Here is a 19,335-nt window from a genome sequence, read left to right as displayed (position 1 = left end):
CCCGCCGACGATCACCGCGTCAGCCGACCTCGAGCGTCCCCAGCTTCACCTGGGCGGTCTTGGTCGCACCGTTGTCCACGTAGGTGACGCTGACCGTGTCGCCCGGGGCGTGCGACCGGACCGCGGCCACGAGCGCGTCCCCGGAGGAGATGACGCGGTCGTCGACCTTGGTGATGACCGCGTCGTCGGGGATGCCCGCGCTTGCGGCCGGGCCGCCGGGCGTCACCGCGGTGACCACGGCACCCGGTGCGTCGGACGCTCCACTCGGCCGTACCGACACCCCGATGTTGGCGTGGGTGGCCTTGCCGGTCGATTCGAGTTCCCGGGCCACCCGGATGGCCTGGTCGATCGGGATCGCGAACCCGAGTCCGATGCTGCCACCGGCCTGCTCCTCGCCCCCACCGAGGGTGGCGATGGCGGTGTTGATCCCGATCAGCGCGCCGCGAGCGTTCACGAGTGCGCCGCCGGAGTTGCCGGGGTTGATCGCGGCGTCGGTCTGGATGGCGTCGATGACCGAGGTGGTGTTGGTTCCGGGGTCACGCGACGTCAGCACCGGCCGATTGAGTGCGCTGATGATCCCGGTCGTGACCGTCCCCGCGAGTCCGAGGGGCGAGCCGATCGCGATCACGTCCTGCCCGACGGCGAGATTGTTCGAGTTGCCGACGGTGATCGGTGTCAGGTCGTCGCGGTCGACCTTGATGACCGCGATGTCGGAGATGGGGTCGGCGCCGAGGACACGGGCCTGCGATCGCGAACCGTCGGCGAAGTTGACCGCGACGCGCGATGCCGGGCCGTCGCCGCCGGCACTGACGACGTGATTGTTCGTCATGATGACGCCGTCGTCGCTGAGCACCACCCCCGAGCCGGAGCCCATCGCCCCGCCGGAGGCGACCTCGATGGAGACCACCGACGGGGTGACCCGGGCCGCGACCTCTTGGACGGAACCGGCCGGCGCGGCCACCGGGGCCGTGTTGCCGTTGCCGGGATCGCCGCCCAGCGGGCCGCTGCTGGTGCTGGAACCGCCGTCGGAATCGGCCAGGTTGTATCCGGCGACACCGCCCGCACCGCCCGCGACCAACGCGAGCACGAGGGCACCCACTCCCAGGGCGACGAGGCGTCCGCCGCCCCCCTTCTTCTTGGTGGGCGCGGCCGACGAGCCGTCCGCGCCCTGGCCCGGCATGCCGGGCTGCGAGCCGAGCTGCGCGCCGTAGGGCGCCGGCCCCGACTGTCCGTACGCGGGACCCGGACCGTAGGGGCCCTGAGGCGGGAACGGACTCGTGCCGGGTCGGCCGTACGACGACGTCGGCGCATTGCTGCTGGGGTAACCGGGCCGGCCGCCCGGTGCGGGGAAGGACCCGGACGGCGGGCCGAACGAACCACCCGGCGATGACGCTTCGTTCCCGGGCGCCGCGTGGTGGGCCCCGGCAGGCCGGCCGCCACCGGGTTGACCGCCACCGTGCTGATCGCCACCGGGTTGACCATCCCCGTGCTGACCGCCCCCGTAGGAACCGTCACCGTGCGAACCGCCAGTCGTCATCTTCGTCTCTTCCTCGTCGGTCCGGCCGTGTGCTCGTGCTCGTCTGTGCAGCCGGTGCTGATCTGTTCCGATGGACGGGCCGGGACCGATTCCTCGGCCGTGTACCCGAACTGCGCCTCCAGTCAACCCTATCGATGACCAGGTCACACCGGGTGCGTACGGAGCCGTTCGCCGTCGCCGGCAGCTGAGTCGTCGGCGCCGATGTCACCGCTTCTCCTCTACTGACGAATCACCTGCGGGGATGGTTCCGCGGCAGTTGCCCGGCCCGGCAGGGTCATCCGGATCAGCGCTCCCCCCAGCGGCGACGTGTCGGCGACGACGGTGCCGCCGTGTCGTTCGACCACCTGACGCACGATCGCCAGTCCCAGGCCCGATCCCGGCATCGACCGCGACTGGGTGGACCGATAGAACCGCTCGAACACGAGACCGCGGTCCTCCTCGGGGATTCCGGGGCCGGCGTCGGCGACGGTGAGCTGCGCACTCGACATCCCGACCTGGGTGAGACCGACACTCACCGTCCGACCCGGCGGGCTCCACTTGGCCGCGTTGTCGAGAACGTTGAGCACTGCGCGCGAGAGGCCGTGCGCCTCGCCGAAGACGAACCACGGCGAGAGATCGACCTCGAATTCGACGTCGTTGCGGCGCCGTCGAACTCGCTCGAGGGCCTGTTCGACGATCTCGGCGACGTCGACCTCCTCGTACACCACCTCGGGGGCGTCCTCGCGTGCGAGATCGACGAGATCGCCCACCAGCGTGGACAACTCCTCGATCTGCGCCACCACGTCGGCCCGCAGGTCGATCATGTCGTCCTCGGGTACGGCTCGGGCGCCCGGTCGGCTCGCCGCGATCAACAGCTCCAGGTTGGTCCGCAAGGAGGTCAGGGGGGTTCGCAGTTCGTGGCCGGCGTCGGCGACGAGACGCGCCTGCCGGTCCCGTGATTCGTCGAGGGCGCGCAGCATCGCATTGAAACTCGCGGTGAGCTTGGCCAATTCGTCGTTGCCCGTGACCGGGATGGGTGTGAGGTCGTTGGTTCGGGCGACGCGCTCCACAGCCCGGTTGAGCCGGGCCACCGGCCGGAGTCCGGCGCGCGCCACCGTCGTCCCGGCCAGGGCGGCCAGCGCGACGCCGCCGCAGCCGACCACGAACAGCACCCAGGCCAGACGTTTGAGTACCCGGTCGGTCTGGATCAGGCTCTGCGCGAGCACGAGGGTGTTGCCGTCGTCGAGTTTGCGCGTCAGGACTCGCTGGTTTCGCGTGGTGCGCAGGCTCTGCTGCGTCGAGCCGGGCACCGACGGCGATCGGACGATGCCACGCTCGACGTCGTCGAAGGGCACCTGGCCGATCAGATACGTCTCACCGCCGGGCGTCACCAGCGCGATCGAGATGTTGGTGGAGAACACCGTGCCCGCCACCAGTTGTTCGGGCTGCGTGCGCAGCACCCCCGCTCGGGCGAGCGCGGCCATCCCGTCGGCGCGACTCTCGAGCTGCTGGTCGACGTCGTTGTACATCGCGCGGTAGACGACGAAGTACGCGGCGGCCGCCATCAGGCTCACCGAGACCAGGACGACGGTCGCCGACAGGATCGTCACCCGGGTCCGCAGTGACACCGCGCGCATCAGCGGCATCGGCGCGCGCATCTCCTTCTCGTCGGATCCGTCACCGGCGCTGTGCCCCGTGATCGCCCGGGTGACCCGGTCGCGGAGGAGATCCCGCGTCCTCGGACGTGACGCGGGGTTCGACGACTTCCCCATCACTAGGGCGGCGTCTCCCGGAGTACATATCCGACGCCGCGCACGGTGTGGATCAGTCGTGGCTCACCGTCAGCCTCGGTCTTGCGCCGCAGATACCCGACATAGACCTCGAGGGCGTTGCCCGACGTCGGGAAGTCGTATCCCCACACCTCTTCGAGGATGCGGCTGCGCGACAACACCCGGCGCGGGTTGGCCATCAGCATCTCGAGCAGGGCGAACTCGGTGCGGGTCAGGCTGATCGGACGCTCGCCGCGGGTGACGTCGCGGGTGACGGGGTCGAGCGAGAGATCGGCGAAGGTGAGGGTTTCCGAGTCCGCGTCGTCGTCGGGTGACGCACGACGCAGCAACGCCCGCAACCGGGCGAGGAGTTCTTCGAGCGCGAACGGTTTCGGCAGGTAGTCATCGGCTCCGGCGTCGAGGCCCGACACCCGCTCGGACACCGAGTCACGGGCGGTCAGGACCAGGATGGGGAGGTCGTCACCGGCGGAACGGAGTCGGCGACACACCTCGAGACCGTCGAGACGGGGCATCATGACATCGAGGATGACCACGTCGGGCCGGTCGGCCAGGATCTTCTCGAGTGCCTCGATGCCGTCACCGGCGGTCTCGACGCTGTAGCCGTTGAAGGTGAGCGACCGTCGCAACGACTCCCGGACGGCCCGATCGTCATCGACCACGAGGATGCGCATGGATACAGTCTTATCCACCCCGGCTGAGATCCGGCTGAGCAACGCCGAAACCCGCTCGTTCGAGTGACGGTCTCGTCGCTCACCTGCGGTTCTCGCACCCTTTCACATCCGGGACCGAGTCCTGTGAGGTCAAGTTGATGGATGCGTAACGCCGGGCTTCGGGTCGCGAAACATCGACCTCCGACGCTGGAACCCGTGACCGTCCCTGCCCCGACTCGTTCTGTCGTGTCCCGATCGGTGATGTCGCTGTGCGCCTACTGCGGCGTCGGCTGCGGCATGGAGATGAAGCTCGACGACGACTCCGACCGGGTCACCAAGACGATCGGACGATCCGATCATCCGACCAATTTCGGCCGCCTGTGCACCAAGGGGTCGACGACCGCGGACATGCTCTCGGCCGGCGGACGCCTGTCGACTCCCCTCGTGCGGGACGATCGCGGCGGTCAGCTCCGGCCCGCCGAACTCGACGACGTCATCACCGACACGGCTCGCCGGCTTCGCACCGTGATCGACGAGCACGGACCCGACGCGGTGGCGCTGTACGTCTCGGGCCAGATGTCGCTCGAGGCGCAGTACCTGGCGAACAAACTGGCCAAGGGGTTCTTGCGCACCAACCAGATCGAGTCGAACTCGCGGCTCTGCATGGCCAGCGCCGGGACCGGGTACAAGTTGTCACTCGGCTCGGACGGGCCGCCCGGGTCGTATCAGGACTTCGACCACGCCGACGTCTTCCTCGTCATCGGCGCCAACATGGCCGACTGTCACCCGATCCTGTTCCTGCGCATGATGGACCGCGTCAAAGCCGGAGCCAAGCTGATCGTCGTCGACCCGCGACGCACGGCGACCGCCGACAAAGCCGATCTGTTCCTGCAGATCCGGTCCGGGACCGACCTCGCCTTCCTCAACGGTCTGCTCCATCTGCTCATCGAGAACGGCCACACCGACTCGGAGTTCATCGAGTCCTTCACCGACGGCTTCCACCAGATCCCCGAGTTCGCCGCCCAGTACCCGCCAGAGGTCGTCGAATCGATCACCGGGATACCGGCAGCCGACCTGCGGGCGGCCGCCGACCTCATCGGGAACGCAGCCAACTGGATGAGCTGTTGGACCATGGGTCTCAACCAGTCCACCCACGGGACGTGGAACACCAACGCGCTCATCAACCTCCACCTCGCCAGCGGTGCGATCTGCCGACTCGGCAGCGGACCGTTCTCGCTGACCGGGCAGCCGAATGCCATGGGCGGCCGCGAGATGGGTTACATGGGTCCGGGCCTGCCCGGCCAGCGCTCGGTGGTGTCCGCGGCGGATCGCGACTTCGTCGAGGACATCTGGGGTGTCCCGGCCGGGACGCTACGCACCGACGTCGGTGGTGGCACCATCGACATGTTCCAGCGCATGGCCGACGGTGAGATCAAGGCGTGCTGGATCATCTGCACCAATCCCGTTGCCTCGGTGGCCAATCGCAAGACCGTCATCGAGGGACTCGAACGCGCCGAACTCGTGATCGCCCAGGACACCTTCGTCGAGACCGAGACCAACCAGTACGCCGACGTCGTCCTGCCCGCGACCCTGTGGTCGGAGTCGACCGGTGTCATGGTCAACTCCGAACGCAACCTCACCCTGTTCGAACCCGCGCTCGCCGCACCCGGACAGGCGATCCCGGACTGGCAGATGATCGCGCGGATCGCCTCGGAGATGGGCTTCGCCGACGCCTTCGACTACTCGAGCGCCGAGGAGGTGTTCGCGGAGATCACGCGGTTCGCGAACCCGAACACCGGGTACGACCTGCGTGGGGTGACCTACGACCGACTCCGCCGGACTCCGATGCAGTGGCCGTGTCCACCGGTCTCCGACGACGCCGCCGACCCGGCCGACAGCGGTGCCCGCAACCCGATCCGGTATCTCAACGACGGTCGCAGCCAAACCCTGCACCGCCTCGACGACGGGTCGACGCCGCGGCTGGCCTTTGCCACCCCGACCCGCCGCGCGCAGTTCTTCGCCCGCCCGCACCTCGACGCGGCCGAGATGCCCGACGACGACTATCCGTTCCTGCTCAACACGGGCCGGTTGCCGCATCAGTGGCACACCATGACCAAGACCGGACGGGTGGCCAAGCTGAACAAACTGAATCCGGAGCCCTTCGTCGAGATCCACCCGGACGATGCCGACCGGCTGAGCATCACAGCCGCGGACAAGGTCGAGGTCGCGTCCCGGCGGGGCCGGGCGGTGTTGCCCGCGCGGATCTCCGACCGCGTCCGGCCCGGCAACTGCTTCGTGCCGTTCCATTGGAACGACGTCTTCGGCGAGCACCTCGCGATCAACGCGGTCACGTCCGACGCGGTGGACCCGCTCTCGCAGCAGCCGGAGCTGAAGGTGTGCGCGGTGACCTTGATCCGGGTGCCGGCTGCGCGTGGAGACGCCGACGACACGCCGGTCGTCGCCGCCGGGTCGACGAGACTGACCGAAGCACTGGGGGTGTCCGAGGTGGCGCCGCCCTCGATGACGCCGGCCGAACGCCTCTATCTGGCCGGATTGGCGGCCGGGGTGGGTGCATCTCCCGCGGGCAGTCCGGTCCTTCCGGCCGATGCACCACTGGGTGCCGAGCTGCGCGTCTGGGTGTCGGGCGTGCTCGCGGGCCTGTACTCCCGGGGCACCGTGGCGCCTGATACGGGTGCAGCCCAGGGAGATTCGTCGTCGACGGAGCCGGACACCGACACCGTGACCGTGCTGTGGGCATCGCAGATGGGCAACGCCGAGGAACTCGCCGTGGAAACGGCCGAACGGGTGAAGGCCAGTGGTCTGCGAGTGGATGCCCGATCCATGGACGACGTCGAGGTCGGCGAATTGAAGGGCACCGCCCTGTTCGTCACCTCGACCACCGGAGACGGCGACCCACCGGACAACGGCACATCCTTCTGGGATGCCCTGAACTCCGACGACGCTCCCGACCTGACCGGGGTCGACTACGCGGTGCTGGCGCTCGGCGACTCCAATTACGACGACTTCTGCGGACACGGACGCAATCTCGACACCCGCATCGGCGAACTGGGTGGACGCCGCCTGCTCGATCGTGTCGACTGCGAACCCGACTTCGAGGAGACGGCCGGCGGCTGGTTGACCGAGGTCATCCGGGCGATCAGCATGTCGAACCGGGCGCCCACCTCCGGGGTCGACGACGACCGGGTGACCGTGGTCAGCGAACCGGCCGACTCCGCGGCGGCACCGTCGGTGCGATCCGCGCCGGCCTACTCGCGCAAGAAGCCCCTGCTCACCTCGCTCGTCCGGAACGTCAGACTCAACTCCGACGGGTCACGGAAAGACGTGCGGAACTTCGGTTTTCATCTCCCCGCCGACACCCTGTCCTATCAGGCCGGTGACGCGCTGGGGGTGTGGCCACGCAACGATCCCGCACTCGTCGGGGAATTCCTCGAGCGCACCGGTCTCGACGCCGAAGCGTCGGTGACCGTGGCCGGCGAGAACCTGCCCCTGCACGACGCCTTGCGGGAGCGGATCGAGTTCGCCCGTGTGACACCCGATCTCGTCCGCTTCGTCGCCGATCGCGCCGGCTCCGCCGACCTCAAGACCCTGATCGCCGCCGGGAACAAGCAGCAGTTCACCGAGTGGGCGTGGGGACGTCAGTCGGTGGACATCCTGGCCGATCACCCCGTCGCCGCCGACGTCGAGGAGTGGATGCAGGTCCTCAAACCTATGGTGCCGCGTTCGTATTCGATCTCCTCGAGCCCCGTGGAAAGTCCCGACGAAGTCCAGCTGACGGTGTCGGCGGTGCGCTACAACCTGTTCGGGACACCCCGGGGCGGCGTCTGCTCGACCTTCCTCGCCGACCGCGCCGACGACGAGATCGGTGTCTTCGTGACGTCGACCAGTCACTTCCGTCCGCCGGCCGATCCCGACACCCCGATGATCATGATCGGTCCCGGTACCGGCATCGCCCCGTTCCGCGGGTTCCTGCGCGAACGCGAGGCGTTGGGGCACAACGGAAAGAACTGGTTGTTCTTCGGCGAGCAGTACTCGGCCACCGACTTCTACTACCGCGACGAGCTGACGGCGATGCTCGGCGACGGAGTGTTGACCCGCCTCGACGTCGCCTTCTCACGCGACCAGGACCGCAAGATCTACGTGCAGGATCGGATGCGCGAGCACGGCGAGGAGCTCTACCAGTGGTTGCACGACGGCGCCCACGTGTACGTCTGCGGGGACGCGACGAAGATGGCCAAGGACGTCGACGCAACACTGAAAGGCATTGTCGCGCAGCACGGTCGCCGATCCCCCGCGAGTGCGGAATCCTACGTCAAGGCACTCGCCGCCGACAAGCGGTACGTGCGGGACGTGTACTGATTCCCATGCTCCCTGAGGTGCCAGGAGCGCAAGCACCTCAGAGTGCCGGAAATTCGCAAAGATCCTTCGTCGTGCACGACGGCCGCCTGGCCGCAGCTCCGAGGTGCGACGCCACCCCATGCTCCCTGAGGTGCGAGGAGCGCAAGCACCTCAGGGAGCCGCAAATTCGCAAAGATCCTTCGTCGTGCACGACGGCCGCCTGGCCGCAGCTCCGAGGTGCGACGCCACCCCATGCTCCCTGAGGTGCGAGGAGCGCAAGCGACGAGCCACGAAGGGCACCGCAACTCGAAGTACACAGGTGCCGGGAGCTGCTACGAACTCTCCACAGGGAGGCGTATATGCGTTCTACGGGCTGCCTGAATCCCCGACGATGCTGCGATGGCATGGGCGTACATCCTCGAGTGCGCGGACGGGAAGTACTACGTCGGAAGCACGCGAAACCTCGACAATCGGCTACGCCAGCACAGCTCCGCACAGGTGGGTTTCACGGCGCGCCGCAGGCCGGTGACGTTGGCCTGGTCGGTCGAACTGTCACTCGACGATGCGTACGCGATCGAGCGACGGATCCACGGCTGGTCTCGAGCAAAGAAGAAGGCATTGATCGACGGTGACATCGATCTGCTTCGCACTCGCGCCGGCCGCCGGGGCGGGCGGCCGCGCGAGGCGACCGAATGAAGATGCACCTCGATTATGTGAGAGGATATTTCGTTCCGTCACCAGCCCTTCGTGGCTCGTCGCTATCGCTCCTCACACCTCAGGGAGCAGTGGGGGTCAGGGAGCAGGATGAGACGCTCTCCAAGCTCCGTGCCTCCTCAGGGAGCGCTATCCAACCAGAGCACGATGTCCCCGTCGCGCTCCTCGACCCGGTAGACGCCGACGGAACCGATTCCGTCCGTGGTACATCGACCGTCGGCGAGGCCGAAGGCGTACTGGTGCAACGGGCAGACGACCCTGCCCAGATCGAACTGGCCATCGGCGAGCGGTCCCCCGCGGTGAGGGCAGACGGCGTCGGTGGCGCGCAGGGTCCCGTCGGTCAGCCGGAACACCGCGACCTGTCTGTCCTGCACCGCATATGCCCGACTCTCGCCGATCTGCAGATCCGCGATGGGACCGACGACGACGCCGGCGTCCACCGACACGCTGGTCATCGGACCGGCACCTGGGGCAGCGGAAGCAGCGGCAGCGCCGACGTGAACTGCGCGGGTGATTTCGGCTCGGCGCGATCGAGCCAGGGATCGACGTAGGCCTCGACTGCGGCGTCGATCCCCTCCTGCAACCCCGCCACCAGTCCGTCACGGTCGTCGACGATGATCGCGCGGAGTTCGTCGATGCCGATGCGCGGCACGAATGAGTATGTGCGCTCCAGCCACTTGCCCTGCTCGCGGTAGTACTGGACGAAGATGCCGCACAACCGGATCACCTCGTCGGCCGAGTCGACCGTCGCGAGCAGGTCACCCTTGCGGATGTGCGCGCCTGCGGCGCCACCGACGTAGATCTCCCACTTGCCGTCACCGATCGCGACCACACCGAAGTCCTTGCACAGCGCTTCCGCGCAGTTGCGCGGACAGCCGGTCACCGCCAGCTTGAGCTTCGCCGGCGACTCCAGCCCCTGGTACCGGGTCTCGATGTCGATGCCGAGTTGCGTCGAATCGCCGAGTCCGAATCGGCAGTAGTCGGTTCCGACACAGGTTTTCACGGTTCGGAAACTCTTGCCGTAGGCGTACCCCGACGGCATGCCGAGATCTTCCCAGACCTTCGGCAGGTCTTCCTTCTTCACGCCGAGCAGGTCCAGTCGTTGTCCACCGGTCGCCTTGATCATCGGGATCGAGTACTTCTCGGCGACGTCGGCGATCTTGCGCAACTGATCGGGCGAGGTCACCCCGCCCTTCATCTGGGGAACCACCGAGAACGTGCCGTCGCGCTGGATGTTGGCGTGCACACGGTCGTTGACGAACAGTGCACCGGGTTCGCGCTTCCAGTCCGAGCCCCAGATGATCCGCAACAGCGATGCGAGCGGCATCTTGGCCGTCGCGTCCTCACCATCGGGTGCGAGTTTGTCGAACACCTCGCTGACCGACCGAAGGTTCTGCCGTCGGATGGCGGCGATGAGTTCGGGTTTCGTCAACGGGATCGCCGGTACGTACCAGTCGGCCGAAGCGTCGGCGGTGAGCGCGTCGCCCGCGGCCAGTTCGACGATGTCGGCGACGAGACCCTTACAGGACCCACAACCCTTGCCGGCGCGGGTCTTCGCACACACATCCCCCACGCTCGTGCACCCCGACGCGACGCAGGCAACGATGTCACCTTTGGTGACCCCGTTGCAGTTGCACACCTGCACGTCGTCGGCGAGTTCGGCCGCCCCGGTCTCGGCGCTGGGCGTGCCCAGGTCGAACAGCATCGAGATGCGCTCGTCCGGCAGCGGGACCTTGTCGTCGAATGCCTGGGTGAGGAAATTGACCTTCGAGATGTCCCCCAGCAGCATCGCTCCGATGAGCTTGTTGTCGCGGACCACCACACTCTTGTAGACGCCGTTGCGCGGTTCGTAGAACTGGACGAACTCGTCGTCCTCGCGTTCGGGGCCCTTGACACCCATGGCCGCGACGTCGACGCCGGCGACCTTGAGCTTGGTGGTCAGGCGCGAACCATGGTACTCCGCAGCCGGATTCGCGCCCGTCAGCACGTCGGCGAGCACCACCGCCTGCTCCCACAGCGGCGCGACCAGACCGTACACCTCGCTGCGGTGCTGCGCGCATTCGCCGACCGCGTAGATGAACGCCTCGTCCTCGCAACGCATCTGATCGTCGACGACGATTCCGCGTTCGACGACCAGGCCCGCGCCGCGGGCGATCTCGACATTGGGGCGGATGCCGGCGGTCACGACGATCATGTCGGCGGGCAGCGAATCCCCGTCGGTGAAACCGACACCGGCAACGGTCCCGTCGTCGTTGCGCAGGACCGCGGTGGTCCGCTTGCCGGTGTGGACACCGACCCCGAGCGCTTCGATCTGGTTGCGCAGCACCTTGCCGCCGCGCTCGTCGAGTTGCTGGTTCATCAGATGCCCGGGCGAGTGGACGACGTCGACGGCCAGCCCCTGCGTCCGAAGGCCATAAGCGGCTTCGAGTCCCAGCAACCCACCGCCGATCACCACCGCGCGCACGTCGTCACGAGACGCCGCCATCTGCAGCATGCCGTTGGTGTCCTCGATGGTGCGGAAGCCGAACACCCCGCGCGCGAGCCGGCCGTCGGACTCGCGCAGTCCGTCCATGTTCGGGAAGAACGTGTGGGACCCGGTGGCGACGATCAGCACGTCGAATCCGATGATCCGTCCGCTCGCGCAGGTCACCGTCTTGGCGAACCGGTCGATCGACTCGGCACGATCACCGGAGTGGAGAGTGACGTCGTTCTCCCGGTACCACGCCATCGGGTTGAGCATCAGATCGTCGTCGTCGACCGCGGCCTCACCGGCCAGCACGTGACTGAGCATGATCCGGTTGTAGTTGCCGTACGGCTCGTCGCCGATCATGGTGATGTCGAACTGATCCCGGCCTCCCCGGGAGATGATCTCTTCCACGGTGCGCGCGCCGGCCATGCCGTTGCCGACCACCACCAGCCTGCGGACCGCCTCCCGGTCAGGCGTCGCGTACTCGCCGCCCATCAGAAGACGACCATCCCGAAGTCGACGACGACCTCGCCGCTCGCCCCCTCGGGCGCAGCGAGCAGGAGTTCCAGTGTGCTGTCGGGTTCCACGTCCTCGACGACCCGCAACGGCACATTGACCGACGACTTCGCCCCCATGGGGAACATCCGCATCGGGGTGCCGTCGCGCACGAGGGTCACGCAGATGAGTTCGTCGGAGCTGTTACCGCCGCGAAAGTACAACGGCTGAGCCGTCATTCCCGACGGCACGACGAAGGTCAGCGACGCGTCGATCGGCCCCGGCTTGGACAGACCCGAGCCGGCGAACGCATGGACACCCTGCAGAAAACGTGGAGTGCTCGACATGTCGCCACTATCCGCGAGGCGCATGAAATGCGACTTGCCTCGGTGTTACGGCGACGTTGTCTGGTTCTCACCGGGCCCGCCCGCCGAGGAGAGCGCGGGCAACGGGACTATCGCGCGCCGAGCGCACGCTCCCGCGCGAGGAAGAAGAACGGGATCGCGGTGGCGATACCCACCCCGAAGGTCAGCGCCACCGACGCGGCCCACCAGGGCAGGATGCGGAGCCGGCGGGCTTCGGCGAAGGCCCACAGGTGAAAGCCGATGACGACGAAGGTGAGGTCCACCATCGCGAACCGGCCCGGAGTCGTCCTCAGGATGTCGCCGACGAAGAAGTCCTTCACCGACTCGGGACCGTTACTTCGCACGTAGGGAATCGCGATGGCGTTCTGGGTCACCAGCGCAGCCACGAAGACCACGAGCAACGATCGCTCGCGCCACTTCTTGTCGGTATCGGTCGTCGTCATCGCGCCTCCCTCGACATGCCGGAACCCCGATCGTGCCACGGTCGAGCGTCGGCGCGGAGGGATTCCGCGCCGACGATGGACCTCAGGTCCGGCGCCACCCGGCGGCGCCGACCATCTCGGCGACCTGGGTGAACTTCACCCGCGGTCGCCCCTGCTCGAGGCCCCGACGACGTTCACGTCGATCGATGGCACGCATTCCGCGGTAGCCGATCACCGTCGCGACGCGCTTGCGGACCAGGGCGCCGAACGCGCCGGGTTCGCGATCGGTGCGTCGAATACGTCCCGCCGCGGCATCGGCGAGGAAGTCCTCGACGGTTCGCGTGGCACACATCTTGTTGGCGCCGATCCCACCGCTGGGTCCGCGCTTGGCCCAGCCGAGCACATAACCGCCCGGGATGATCGCGCCCGTCTCGTCGACGAGGCGGCCGTCGACGTTGCTGAAGACTCCGCGCGCATCGTCGAAGGTGAGCCCGGGGATCGGGGTCGAACGATAGCCGATCGAGCGCACGACGAGATCGGTCGCGATGTGGTGACGTCCCTCGCCGGTGCGGACCGTGACGGACTCGACCTGCGAATCACCGGTGATCTCTTCGGGGCTGCTGTGGAACAGGAACACGATTCGGCGGCGATTCGGATCGGCCGGCTCACGGAACCTGGAGAGGTCGGCACCGTCGACCTCGTCGATGACCTCGACCTCGACGCCCGGGATCTCCGACAGCGCACGGTATTCGGCCGCGGTGTAGGCCGCCGAGGCCTGATCGCGACGACCCAGCAGAACCACTTCGTGCACGTTCTGCTCGGCCAGCAGGTCCAGCGCACGGTCGGCGATGTCGGTGGTGGCCAACAGCTCCGGCGGCGACACCAGGATGCGCGCGACGTCGAGAGCGACGTTGCCGGTACCGACGACGACCGCGCGGCCCACCGCCGGGTCGTCGGAGGTTCCGCGACGCAACGGCGGCCCGGCGTCGACGCCGGGCACCCCGTTGTACCAGGCCACGAGATCGGTGGCCGAGGTCGAGCCCGGAAGGTCCTCGCCCGGAATGCCCAGTCGCCGTGACTCACTCGCGCCAACCGCATAGAAGACGGCGTCGAAGTGGTCGGCCAGTTCGGCGGGCGTGATCTGGTCTCGACCGTCGCCGATGGTCACGTTGGTGAGCATCGTGACCCGGGGATCGCGGTAGAGCAGGTCGAAGCCGCGGAGCACGCCCTTGGTGCCCGGGTGATCCGGGGCGACCCCGGCGCGCACGAGCCCGCCCGGCGTCGGGAGTTTGTCGATCACGGTGACCCGCGCCTCGGTCCGATCGAGCAGCGTGCGCAGCGCGTAACCGCCGGAGGGCCCGGTGCCGACCAGCGCGACGCGGAGTCCCGCAGGCAGTTTCGGCACGTCCGGATAGGTGACCGTCGACTCCGAGTCCTCGCCGATGGGCGCCCAGCCCGACCGGACATCCGGGTTGTTCTTGTAGAAGTCCGCGTTGATGTCGATGAAGACCTTGTCCCGGGTGCCGAGCTTGTCGGCGGGATAGATCGCGTCGACCGGGCAGGCGTCGGCGCAGGCGCCGCAGTCGATGCACGCCTCGGGATCGATGTGCAGGATGTCGGAGCTGCCGAAGCCGCGCTCCTCCGGCGTCGGATGGATGCAGTTGACCGGGCACACGGCGACGCATGCCGCGTCGCTACAACATGATTGGGTGATGACGAACATCAGAGCATGTGCGCTTTCCGGTAGTACCGCATGGCCGGCTTGGTGAGCAGTCCCACCTCGTCGAGGAATTCCATGAGGTGGGCGCAGCTGCTGCGGATCATCGAGTGGAAGTGCGAATTGCTGCGCATCTCCCGGACAGCACGGTCGACATCGAGTCCGGCGTCGGCAAAGGCCTTGGGCTGCACCAGACTCGTCACGATGAAGTAGGCCCCGACGGCGACCGCGAATGCGCTGAACTGGCGGCGCGCCCAGCTGACGCCCTCCAGGGAGTCACGGACCTCTTCGCGCGCGAACTTCATGTGGCGCGACTCTTCGAGGACGTGGATCTCGTTCACGGTGCGGATGAAGTCGAGCACCCGGTCGTCGCGCATGCAGCCGCGCTGGAAGACGTCCAAGACCTCTTCGGCGACCAGGATGCCGGCGTAGGCGACCTCGTTCTTCGCGGTCTGCATGAAGATCTTGCCGAGGCGCGAGACCTTCTTCGACGGGTGGTAAGACGCGCCGACCATCTTCTCCGACGCCTTGGCGAACATCAGCGAGTGCCGGCACTCGTCGGCGACCTCGGTGAGCGCGAACTGGAACTCCGACCCGTGGTAGTCGCCGAGGTACTGGTCGCGGATGACCATCTCCTGCAGGATCATCTCGAACCAGATCCCGATGTTCATGATCGACGCGAACTCGTGGCGCGTCACCGAGATGCGCTGCTCCTCGGTCAGCTCGTCCCAGTACGCGGTTCCGTACAGCGAGGACCACTCCGGGCTGCACCCGTACTTGGTGGGGTCCATCGGCTTGGACCAGTCGATCTCGGTCATCGCGTTGCGTGACAACCGGGCGGCCGATGCCAGCAACCGTGCCGAGACCTCTTCGGTTCCCTGGTCACGCAGACTGATGACGTTCTCGGATCGTTCCATCGCGGCGGTCATGGAGCACTCGCTTCCCGGTCGTCGATCGTGACAATGATCGATGTAATGACAATGCGTGTTGTCAAGATAGCACCGCCGTGTGACCGAGTAAACGAATCGACGAATATACTCACCGGTAAGTTCGACACCGAGCACGATCGTCGCAGGTCATCGACGTCCAATTGTTCTGTTCACCGACTAGGAGTTCGCATGCCTTCCATCTTCATCACCGGCGGCGCCGCCGGAATCGGTCTCGCCACCGCGGAACGTTTCGGCCGTGAAGGATGGACCGTCGGCGTCTACGACGTCGACGTCGACGCGCTGGCGAAGGTGAAGGCAGACCATCCCGACTTCATCACCGGCACCATCGACGTCCGGGAACCGGAGCAGTGGGCCGAGGCCCTCGCCGAGTTCACCTCGCACACCGGCGGCACACTCGACGTCCTCGACAACAACGCCGGCATCCTCCACGAGGGCCAGATCGACCACATCTCGCCGGATCAGATCAAGCGTCAGATCGACATCGACGCCCTCGGCGTCGCGCTCGGCGCTCAGGCCGCGCACCCGTACCTGAAGAAGACGCCGGGCGCGCACCTGGTGAACATCGGATCGGCGTCGGCCATCTACGGCCAGCCCGGCATCGCGGTCTACTCGGCCACCAAGTTCTTCGTCGCCGGCCTCACCGAGGCACTCGAGCTCGAGTGGGAGCACGACGACATCCGCGTCGTCAGCATCTGGCCGCTCTGGGCCAAGACCGCGCTCGCGACCGGCGGCGCGAAGTCGACGAAAACGCTGGGCATCCGTATCACCCCCGAGCAGGTCGCCGACAAGATCTGGGAGTCGGTGCACCCGACCCGCCAGGACAAGCTGCTGCATCGCACCAGCTACTCCGTCGGCACGCAGACCCTCGTCCTCCAGAACGCCGCCAAGTTCATCCCGAACTTCCTCAACCGGACCGTCAACAAGTACATCGCCCAGTAGTCCCGCACCCCCGCAAACCCACCCCTTTTCCGCAAACTCACCGCGCTTAAACCTGGTGGGTTCACGGAAATTGGGTGGGTTTGTCGGAAGTTGGGTCCGGACGGGCGTTCGTGCGTCTGACACGAATGGACCTACGGGCCCGACCTGTCGCAGGTTCATGTGACGTCGCCGATAGTCGGGAAACGGGCCAGGAACATCGTCAGACATCAGGCCGTCGTCGACCCCCAGGACATCGAGGTCATCGACGGGGTCACGGTGACGTCCATCGAGCGCACGGCGTGCGATGTCGCCCGACTGGGAACCAACCGGCAGGCCCTCGCGGTGCTCGATGCCGCCCTTCGACGCGATGCCGATCCAGACCGGATGAGACGGATCCTCGACTCGTGCCGAGGATTCAAGGGGGTCGAGATGCTTCGCCGAGCGATGGCGCACGCGAACGCGTCGTCGGAGAGTGTCGGCGAATCCCTCAGTCGTGCAATCATGCTCGAGTCTCCGACCTGCCGATACCCCGGCAACAGGTGGAGATCGTCGACGACCACGGCAGGCTCATCGCTCGCGTCGACTTCTTGCTGGCGAACACGGTGGTCGGCGAGTTCGACGGGATGGTCAACTACAGCGGCGGCGTGGGCAACGAGCCCGCCTGGCAGACGGTGGTCAAAGAGAAGGCGCGTGAGGACAAGCTGCGCGCGCAGGGGTACATCGTCGTCCGGTGGACCTGGCCGGACCTCGCCGACAAGGCCCGCTTCTACGAGCAGATCACGAAGGCGCTTCGACTCGGCGGATTCGAGTGACCGGCAGACCCACCCTCTTTCCGCAAACTCACCGCACTCGGCCCGGGTGGGTTCACGGAAAAGGGGTGGGTTTGCGGGGCGTTACCGTCGCGCAGTCGGGAGCTTCAGCGCGAACCGCAGACTCACCAGCCGGAGACCGGTCGCGAGAACCGACCCGACGACGAGCCAGATCCAGTGCGGCGCAGAAGTATACGTGGCACCGACGGCGACGACGGCGGCACCGAGAACCGCCGGCACGGCGTAGAGATCGGACGGCTGGAGGAGGAGTGGGATCTCATTGGAGATCACGTCGCGGAGCATCCCGCCGCCGACCGCGGTGAGGAGACCGACGGTCGTCGCGGCGAAGGCGCTCGCCCCGACGTCGAGGGCGATGCTCGCCCCGGTCGCGGCGAAGAGCCCCATCCCGAAGGCGTCGAGCACCAGGATCGACCGGTGCAGAGCGGTGAACGCGGGATGGAAGAAGAAGACGACGAGGCTGGCGATGGTCGCGGTGACGATCGGACCCCATCCGTTGATCGATGCGGGCGGGGTGATCCCGAGGAGTACGTCACGCAGGACCCCGCCGCCGACACCGGTGAGGACGCCGACGGTGATGATCCCCCACATGTCGAAGTCCTTGCGGACCCCGAGCATCGCGCCCGACGCCGCGAACACCGCGATACCCGCGAAGTTGAGCACGTCGAGCAGCACGAGATCACCTCTGGATCAGGAACAGGGACGACCACCGGCACACGAATGACCGCCCCCGGTGGGACCGGAGGCGGTCATCGGTATGTCAGTGCGGTGCCGGAACGGCGACCGAACGCGGCTAGCGACGGTCCAGGTCGATGAGGCCGGCGCGAGCCGCCTTGACCAGACGACGCGGAATCCGCACGGGGACGCCGTTCACCTTCTCTTCTTGCAGTGCGGGGTTTTCCGCCTTCCACTGCGAACGACGGCTACGGGTGTTCGCCCGCGACATCCGGCGCTTCGGTACAGCCATGGTTGAGCCCTTCTCCTACTGTGGTCTGCGTGGTCGATGGCGACGCCATGCGTCACTGGTCGGCCCCTGAGTGCGCCCGTCGACCCGACGCGGCCGCGGCACACAACTGGACCAGACTACCTGGCGAGGACGTCCAGCTCCAAAATGGCGGACCCACCGGCCTCCGATCGTGCACTTCTCAGAAGTAACTCCACGGCGACTGCAGGTCGGTCAGTGCGATCACCAGCCAGTACGCGATCCACACGACCAGGATGAACGCGCCGATGATGATCGCGGTGAGCGCGATACCGTCGCCGGTCTGCCTTCCGCCCGACGCCGCGATCTGTTTGCGTGCGACGATCCCGAGCACCAGTCCGACGATGCCGCCGATCCCGCTGCACAGCAGACCCAGCAGCGAGGCCACGAGGGCGCCGACGGCCAGTGTGTTGGTCGACGAGCCGTCTGCGCCGCCCTGAGACGGATCGGCGGAGCGCGGTTCGGCCGGACCCTGTTCGGCAGAGCGGCCCTCGCCGGGCGGGGGGAACGGTTGCCCGTGCCGACCCGGAGCAGGCCCCTGCGGGGCCTGGCCGTAACCCGGCGGGGGGCCGTAGCCCGGCCGGCCGGACTGGTCGTGACCCGGGTGCTGACCGTGGCCCGGCTGCTGGACATGACCATGCTGCGGGCCGAATCCCTGCTCCGGACCGAATCCCCGCTCCGGGCCAGGGCCCTGCCGAGGAGGCGGCGGCGGCGGTCCCGGTGGCGGTCCCGAAGGCGGCCGCGTCGAGATCACGCGGGTCGAGCCATAACCGGACGGGGGCGGGCCGGAGGGTGGCGGGCCGCCTGCGGTGGGTGGCGGCGAAACCGGCTGCGCAGACTGCGGATTCGACACGCCGTCGGTACGGATGACCTGGGTGACACCGTCGGCCGGACTGTGAGACTCGGGAATCTCCGTGTCATCGGGCCCGGCCCCGGGTGTCGAGGTCACCGGAACCGAGTCCGGCGCGGCGTCGGGAACCGACGCCTTCTGGGTCGGTTCCCACGGCGACGGGTCGGTCGCCGAGGAGTCCGTGGGCGGTCTGGGTGATGAGGCCGGATCCGTCGGATCGCTGCCCTCGGTCGGAGTGGTCATCGGATGCCTTTCACCAAGCTGCGCCGCAGCAGGACGACGCGGGGAGATGCGTGCACGCCCACCCGGCCGTGCA

The 19,335-nt window shown here is 67.5% G+C and carries 15 protein-coding genes and 1 pseudogene; 4 read left to right on the top strand and 12 right to left on the bottom strand.

Translation table 11 applies throughout. The features are described from left to right. Window positions 1–19 precede the first annotated feature (19 nt). From BCM27_RS07520 to BCM27_RS07510, 3 genes are all read right to left on the bottom strand, one after another. Window positions 20–1,537 carry a trypsin-like peptidase domain-containing protein gene (locus tag BCM27_RS07520; RefSeq protein ID WP_004020046.1) on the bottom strand — a complete coding sequence of 506 codons (1,518 nt, stop codon included), beginning with the start codon at window positions 1,535–1,537 and terminating at the stop codon, window positions 20–22. A gap of 218 nt (window positions 1,538–1,755) precedes the next feature. Further along, window positions 1,756–3,291 carry a sensor histidine kinase gene (locus tag BCM27_RS07515; RefSeq protein WP_033203686.1) on the bottom strand — a complete coding sequence of 512 codons (1,536 nt, stop codon included), beginning with the start codon at window positions 3,289–3,291 and terminating at the stop codon, window positions 1,756–1,758. Then, window positions 3,291–3,977, bottom strand: coding sequence for a response regulator transcription factor (locus tag BCM27_RS07510; protein WP_004020048.1), 687 nt, complete (start codon window positions 3,975–3,977; stop codon window positions 3,291–3,293). The genes BCM27_RS07515 and BCM27_RS07510 overlap by 1 nt, the downstream gene beginning before the upstream one ends. A 240-nt stretch (window positions 3,978–4,217) precedes the next feature. On the opposite strand from BCM27_RS07510, the gene BCM27_RS07505 reads away from it, so the two are divergent. Together BCM27_RS07505 and BCM27_RS07500 are read left to right on the top strand one after the other, a co-directional pair. Continuing rightward, window positions 4,218–8,333, top strand: a complete 4,116-nt coding sequence (locus BCM27_RS07505) for a bifunctional nitrate reductase/sulfite reductase flavoprotein subunit alpha (RefSeq protein WP_004020049.1) — start codon at window positions 4,218–4,220, stop codon at window positions 8,331–8,333. 378 nt (window positions 8,334–8,711) lie between these two features. Then, window positions 8,712–9,008 carry a GIY-YIG nuclease family protein gene (locus BCM27_RS07500; protein WP_004020050.1) on the top strand — a complete coding sequence of 99 codons (297 nt, stop codon included), beginning with the start codon at window positions 8,712–8,714 and terminating at the stop codon, window positions 9,006–9,008. A gap of 137 nt (window positions 9,009–9,145) precedes the next feature. Here BCM27_RS07500 and BCM27_RS07495 read toward each other — a convergent pair whose 3' ends face one another. The 6 genes from BCM27_RS07495 to BCM27_RS07470 form a co-directional block, all read right to left on the bottom strand. Further along, a complete protein-coding gene (locus BCM27_RS07495) occupies window positions 9,146–9,481 on the bottom strand; it encodes a Rieske (2Fe-2S) protein (RefSeq protein WP_004020051.1) in 336 nt (111 codons plus the stop codon). Further along, window positions 9,478–11,988, bottom strand: a complete 2,511-nt coding sequence (gene nirB, locus BCM27_RS07490; RefSeq protein ID WP_004020052.1) for a nitrite reductase large subunit NirB — start codon at window positions 11,986–11,988, stop codon at window positions 9,478–9,480. Before nirB ends, BCM27_RS07495 begins: the two co-directional genes overlap by 4 nt. Next, window positions 11,988–12,335 (bottom strand): hypothetical protein, encoded by a 348-nt coding sequence (locus BCM27_RS07485; protein WP_033203836.1) that lies wholly within the window; start codon window positions 12,333–12,335, stop codon window positions 11,988–11,990. The genes nirB and BCM27_RS07485 overlap by 1 nt, the downstream gene beginning before the upstream one ends. Before the next feature lie 107 nt (window positions 12,336–12,442). Next, the gene (locus BCM27_RS07480; RefSeq protein ID WP_004020054.1) at window positions 12,443–12,796 is read right to left on the bottom strand and encodes a DUF2834 domain-containing protein; all 354 of its coding nucleotides are present in this window, start codon (window positions 12,794–12,796) and stop codon (window positions 12,443–12,445) included. Window positions 12,797–12,878: 82 nt separating this feature from the next. After that, entirely contained in the window at window positions 12,879–14,498 is a 1,620-nt protein-coding gene (locus BCM27_RS07475; RefSeq protein ID WP_004020055.1) for an FAD-dependent oxidoreductase, read from the bottom strand. Beyond that, complete coding sequence (locus tag BCM27_RS07470; protein WP_004020056.1) at window positions 14,498–15,421, bottom strand: AurF N-oxygenase family protein; 924 nt, start codon at window positions 15,419–15,421, stop codon at window positions 14,498–14,500. The genes BCM27_RS07475 and BCM27_RS07470 overlap by 1 nt, the downstream gene beginning before the upstream one ends. Window positions 15,422–15,610: 189 nt before the next feature. On the opposite strand from BCM27_RS07470, the gene BCM27_RS07465 reads away from it, so the two are divergent. Together BCM27_RS07465 and BCM27_RS07460 are read left to right on the top strand one after the other, a co-directional pair. Further along, complete coding sequence (locus BCM27_RS07465) at window positions 15,611–16,381, top strand: SDR family oxidoreductase (protein WP_004020057.1); 771 nt, start codon at window positions 15,611–15,613, stop codon at window positions 16,379–16,381. Window positions 16,382–16,519: 138 nt separating this feature from the next. Next, a pseudogene (locus tag BCM27_RS07460) lies at window positions 16,520–17,172 on the top strand (hypothetical protein); the annotation flags it as partial. Between the two features lie 81 nt (window positions 17,173–17,253). Here BCM27_RS07460 and BCM27_RS07455 read toward each other — a convergent pair. From BCM27_RS07455 to BCM27_RS25855, 3 genes are all read right to left on the bottom strand, one after another. Further along, a complete protein-coding gene (locus tag BCM27_RS07455; protein ID WP_004020059.1) occupies window positions 17,254–17,862 on the bottom strand; it encodes a trimeric intracellular cation channel family protein in 609 nt (202 codons plus the stop codon). Window positions 17,863–17,980: 118 nt separating this feature from the next. After that, entirely contained in the window at window positions 17,981–18,154 is a 174-nt protein-coding gene (rpmF, locus tag BCM27_RS07450; protein WP_004020060.1) for a 50S ribosomal protein L32, read from the bottom strand. A gap of 178 nt (window positions 18,155–18,332) precedes the next feature. Then, the gene (locus BCM27_RS25855) at window positions 18,333–19,262 is read right to left on the bottom strand and encodes a DUF4190 domain-containing protein (protein WP_004020061.1); all 930 of its coding nucleotides are present in this window, start codon (window positions 19,260–19,262) and stop codon (window positions 18,333–18,335) included. Window positions 19,263–19,335: the final 73 nt, after the last annotated feature.

It is taken from the genome of Gordonia terrae (genome assembly GCF_001698225.1).
Lineage (GTDB): Bacteria > Actinomycetota > Actinomycetes > Mycobacteriales > Mycobacteriaceae > Gordonia > Gordonia terrae.
This window is presented reverse-complemented; position numbering and strand designations above follow the sequence as displayed.

Excerpts from the sequence above, each read along its gene's own strand:
- BCM27_RS07470 (WP_004020056.1), bottom strand. The coding sequence starts at position 15,421 with ATGACCGCCGCGATGGAACGATCCGAGAACGTCATCAGTCTGCGTGAC.
- BCM27_RS07500 (WP_004020050.1), top strand. The coding sequence starts at position 8,712 with ATGGCATGGGCGTACATCCTCGAGTGCGCGGACGGGAAGTACTACGTC.
- nirB (WP_004020052.1), bottom strand. The coding sequence starts at position 11,988 with ATGGGCGGCGAGTACGCGACGCCTGACCGGGAGGCGGTCCGCAGGCTG.
- rpmF (WP_004020060.1), bottom strand. The coding sequence starts at position 18,154 with ATGGCTGTACCGAAGCGCCGGATGTCGCGGGCGAACACCCGTAGCCGT.
- BCM27_RS07505 (WP_004020049.1), top strand. The coding sequence starts at position 4,218 with ATGTCGCTGTGCGCCTACTGCGGCGTCGGCTGCGGCATGGAGATGAAG.
- BCM27_RS07485 (WP_033203836.1), bottom strand. The coding sequence starts at position 12,335 with ATGTCGAGCACTCCACGTTTTCTGCAGGGTGTCCATGCGTTCGCCGGC.
- BCM27_RS07495 (WP_004020051.1), bottom strand. The coding sequence starts at position 9,481 with ATGACCAGCGTGTCGGTGGACGCCGGCGTCGTCGTCGGTCCCATCGCG.
- BCM27_RS07465 (WP_004020057.1), top strand. The coding sequence starts at position 15,611 with ATGCCTTCCATCTTCATCACCGGCGGCGCCGCCGGAATCGGTCTCGCC.
- BCM27_RS25855 (WP_004020061.1), bottom strand. The coding sequence starts at position 19,262 with ATGACCACTCCGACCGAGGGCAGCGATCCGACGGATCCGGCCTCATCA.
- BCM27_RS07520 (WP_004020046.1), bottom strand. The coding sequence starts at position 1,537 with ATGACGACTGGCGGTTCGCACGGTGACGGTTCCTACGGGGGCGGTCAG.
- BCM27_RS07480 (WP_004020054.1), bottom strand. The coding sequence starts at position 12,796 with ATGACGACGACCGATACCGACAAGAAGTGGCGCGAGCGATCGTTGCTC.
- BCM27_RS07475 (WP_004020055.1), bottom strand. The coding sequence starts at position 14,498 with ATGTTCGTCATCACCCAATCATGTTGTAGCGACGCGGCATGCGTCGCC.
- BCM27_RS07510 (WP_004020048.1), bottom strand. The coding sequence starts at position 3,977 with ATGCGCATCCTCGTGGTCGATGACGATCGGGCCGTCCGGGAGTCGTTG.